Annotated in this window: 2 protein-coding genes; both read right to left on the bottom strand. The window is 65.9% G+C overall.

The genetic code is table 11. The features are described 5' to 3' along the window. Positions 1-1,513: sigma-70 family RNA polymerase sigma factor (locus tag GXY33_09435; GenBank protein NLX05353.1), on the bottom strand; the 1,513-nt coding region annotated here is incomplete at its 3' end. 133 nt (positions 1,514-1,646) lie between these two features. Next, positions 1,647-3,811 (bottom strand): hypothetical protein (locus tag GXY33_09430; GenBank protein NLX05352.1); only part of this gene is annotated, 2,165 nt, incomplete at its 5' end.

The raw sequence follows: 3,811 nt of genomic DNA, 5'->3' as shown, positions 1-3,811 counted from the left end.
TGCGGTGGCGGACGAGGGCGCGAAAGACGGTCAAGCTATTGTCCCATCCGCCGTCCGGCCGTTGGCCGCGGAGGATCATCGGCATTTGTTTTTCGACAATGACCCGGCTCAGCGGGTGGTCCACCTCACCGGCGAGATGGAGGATGAACCACGGTTCGAGAAAACGCAGGCATCCGGCGGCGTTGATGTTTTCGGCGAGCCATCGCATGCCTTTGTCGAAAGCTTCGCGGGAGTCGACGATGTCCCGGCCGAGCCAGAGGGCGCGCAGGGCGAGGACGGTCGTCCACGGACAGCCCTGTCCGATCCATTGGTCGGGATGATCGGCGAGCCAGCGGAGGGCGGGCGCGACCTCGGGTTCGTCGCCTCGGCTGGCCATGCAGAGGGCGATCAGCGAGTGGAAGCCGATCTTGCCGTCCGATTCGAAGGGTTCGGCGCCGCTCTGACCCGCGCGGATCTGGCGAAGCATGGCGTCGAGGCTGCGCCGGACCTGGGGCGAGTCGGGCGGGAGTCCGAGTTCGAGCAGTGTTATCAGCGGGCCGCCAGCCGCCTTGGCGTTGTCGCCGAAGGTGCCGTCTTCACGCTGGCCGCCCAGTATCTCGTCGATCCTGGCCTGGATCAGTTCGCGGTCGCCTTCGCGCGGGCGATTGAATACGAACGTTCGCACGTCCGCGGCTTCGAACGAAGGGTTGTTCTCGACGAAGGCCATCGGATCGTGGCGGAATCCGTACTTGAGGGTGGGTGCGGTGGTGGTCATGGCGGAGACCTCCTGTGCTTGGGCGGTGTGGATCATGTTATGGTAGGTGAGGCTGGTTGTTATGGTGAAGGAGCCGATGGCGGCGAGGACGGCGAATTTGGCGGCCAGTCCGGCGGCGGTTGTTGTGTGGGTCGCGCTTGCGGCGGTAGTGGCGGCGAGGGTGGTTTTGAGGGCGGCGGGCGCGGCGGTGGCGGCCCCTTCGGCCAGGCGCGAGGCGAGGGCGGCCAGTGAGAGGGTGATGCCCGCCCGCGTGAGTTGGGTTCGCAGCGTTCGCAGGCCCTTGTCGAGGTGTCGCGAAACGGTGGATTGGCCTATTCCCAGCTCGGCTGCGATTTGCGGCTGATTTTTGTTTTGGAGGTAGTGGAGGATGACGGCGGTGCGGAGGGTTTCGGGCAGTTCGGCGATGGCGGCGTCGATGTGCGGGGCCAGATCGTCGCAGGAGGCGTCCTGGGGATTCGTGTCGGCCACGTCGGCGTTCGGGTGGAATTCGCGTTCGCGTCGGGTTTTTCGGAGCACGGCTGAGGCGGCGTGGCGGGCGGTGGCGTGGAGCCAGGCGGGCAGCGAGGAATGGATGGTCTGGGCCCGTCGGGCGAGGGCGAGGAAGCATTCCTGGGCGGCGTCCTCGGCGTCGTGGCGGTTGCCGGTGATTCGCAGGCAGGCGGTGTAGACGAAATCGGCGTATCGTTCGACGAGTTGGGCGAAGGCGGCGGGGTCTTCGTCCGTCGCGTACCGCCGCAGCAGGTCACGGTCATCCAGCACGTGGCTGTCTCCAGAGGGGTCGTTTGGCCGAGGCGGCAATCGCCCCGGGTCTGCTGGAATAGAGTATACCGGGGCGGGAGATATGCATCAAAAATGGATTTTGGTGGGATAGGCTGGGTGGTGGGATTGCCTGCTACGGTTCGGTCATGGCGTTCAGTGCCTTTTCGAGTTGGCTGACGGCCCTGGTGTCCAGGTCGGGGGCCTGGCGGAGGGTCTCGGCTTGGGCTTGGCGCATTTCGGCTGTCCATGGTTGGTTGGGTGCGGGCAGATGGCGGGTTGCGTCGGTCAGGATCGTCAGCAGTTCCTGATAGCTGGCGATGGCGCTGCGCAGGTGAGTGGAGGTTTCCGGGTCGGTGTCGGCGGCGATGGACTGCAGATAGCGGACGGCGGCTTGGCGAGCGTCGATGAGGGAGTCGAGGGTGCAGCGGTTGCAGCGGGCGGCGTCGGCGAGGGCGCTGGCGTCCATGGCGGCGAGGCGCTGTGCGTTGGTGAGTTCGGCGATCCATTGTCGCCAGGCGGCGTCGCCGCTGAGGAAGCCGGCGACGTTGGGCGTGCGCATCTGTTCGGCTGCGAGTTTGAGTGAACGGGCAATGGTCTGGCGGCGTTGTGGTTTTGCGCCGGTGCGTTCGAGCATCATGGTGAGCCACGGCCATTTTTGGGCGATGGCGGTCTGAGAGGCGGCGTCGGTGTCGTTGAGGCGGAGGAACTGGCGGCCGGCGTCGGAGTAACCGACGATCAGGCCCCAGTCTTCGAAGAGGGCGATGACCGGGCGGCCGTCGTTGATTTCGGCTGCGATCGTCTTGCGGGCGGCGTCGGCGTCGGGCGAGTGCTCGTCTTCGGCCATGCAGGTGGTCTGTCGGAAGCCGAAGGCGGCGAGTGCGGCTGCGGCGCTGTCGGACCCGCAGATCGGGCAGGGCGGGCTGTCGCACCAGCGGTCCGGATGGAACTGGATGCGGAAGGCGTAGGCGGAGTGGCCCATCAGGTCGTCGTATTGGGCGTCTTCGCCCATCGTCTTTAGCGCCGTTTCCATGGCGATGAAGAAGGCGTTGGTTCGCTGCGGGTCGCGGCGGAGTCTTTCGGCGTTGGTGATGAGGGTGCGGTCGGCGTCGCGGACGACGTTGGCGGGCAGGGTGGCGCAGGCGGCGAGGGCTTGTTCGATCTGGGCGATTGCCTGGCGTTCAAGGGTGAGGACCTCGTCGACGAGGGCGGCTTGGGCGTGGCGGTCGTTTTTCGACCATCTGTCTGGCGCAGCGTCGGCGATCCATGGAATCGCGACGTGGGTGGAGGCGGCTTCGAGTTTGGCGACGATGGCCTGGTAGGTTTGGGCGGCGGCCGTCAGGTGCGGTCCGGCCGAAGGGTTCAGTTCGTCGGCGACGGCGTGAAGGAATTGAACGGCGGATCGGCGGGCGTCGAGCAGTGCGTAGTGGATCCAGCCGTTGGCGGCTGCGGAATAGGCGAGGGTTTGGGTGTCGAGGGCGTCGAGTCTCGCGTCGTTCCGCAGTTCGTCGCGCCATTTTTCGAACGCGGCAAAGCCGCTAGCCTGAGATCGGCCGTTCCAGTCGGTTCGGTCGGTTGTGGCGAGTTCGACGGCGATGCGCAGCGAGCGGATGGCGCTTTCGCTGCGGCTTGGCGCGGCGGTTGGTCCGTCAATCAGGCAGAGCTTGGAGGGCCAGTCGGTTGCGGTCGCGTAGTCGTCGGATCGATCGCGATAGGTTCGGCAGAGGAACTGCTTGTCGGGTTCGACGTAGCCGGTGACGATGCCGTAGCTGCCGCGGCCCATCAGGTTTTCGGCGACGACGGGCCGGCCGGCTTCGATGCTTTGGGCGATTTGGTTGCGAAGGGCACGGCACTGGTCGTCGGACATGGCAATTGTCTCGATGCACTCGGCGCGGAGTCCGACGGCGCTGAGGGCCGGTTCGGCGTGGTCGAAGGTGAGCAGCAGATCGGGCGAGCTTGGGCAGAACTCCGGGATGAAGAACTGGAACCGGAAGGCGGCGGCGGAGAAGCCCATCAGCTCGTGATAGGGGGTCTGCTTGCCCATTGCTTTGAGGGTTGCGGCGAGGGCGGCGATGAACTGGTTGTCCTGTCCGCGGCCGAACTCGAGCCGGTCGACGTTTGGAATCCAGGTTTTGTTGCCTTCATGTCTTGCGCTGGCGTTCAAGGTCTGTTCCTTTGTGGAGTGTGTCATGCTGTGGAGTGCCTGGTGGCCGCTGATGATGAACATGCCAACGGCGACGAGGGCGAAGAGTTTGGGGCCGGCGGCGCTGAGGCCGGCGGCGGTGGCAGCGGTGGTGAGGG

The organism is Phycisphaerae bacterium, assembly GCA_012729815.1.
Classification (GTDB): Bacteria; Planctomycetota; Phycisphaerae; order JAAYCJ01; family JAAYCJ01; genus JAAYCJ01.
The sequence above is the reverse complement of the archived record's forward strand: the minus strand, read 5'-3'. Positions and strand labels throughout refer to the sequence as shown.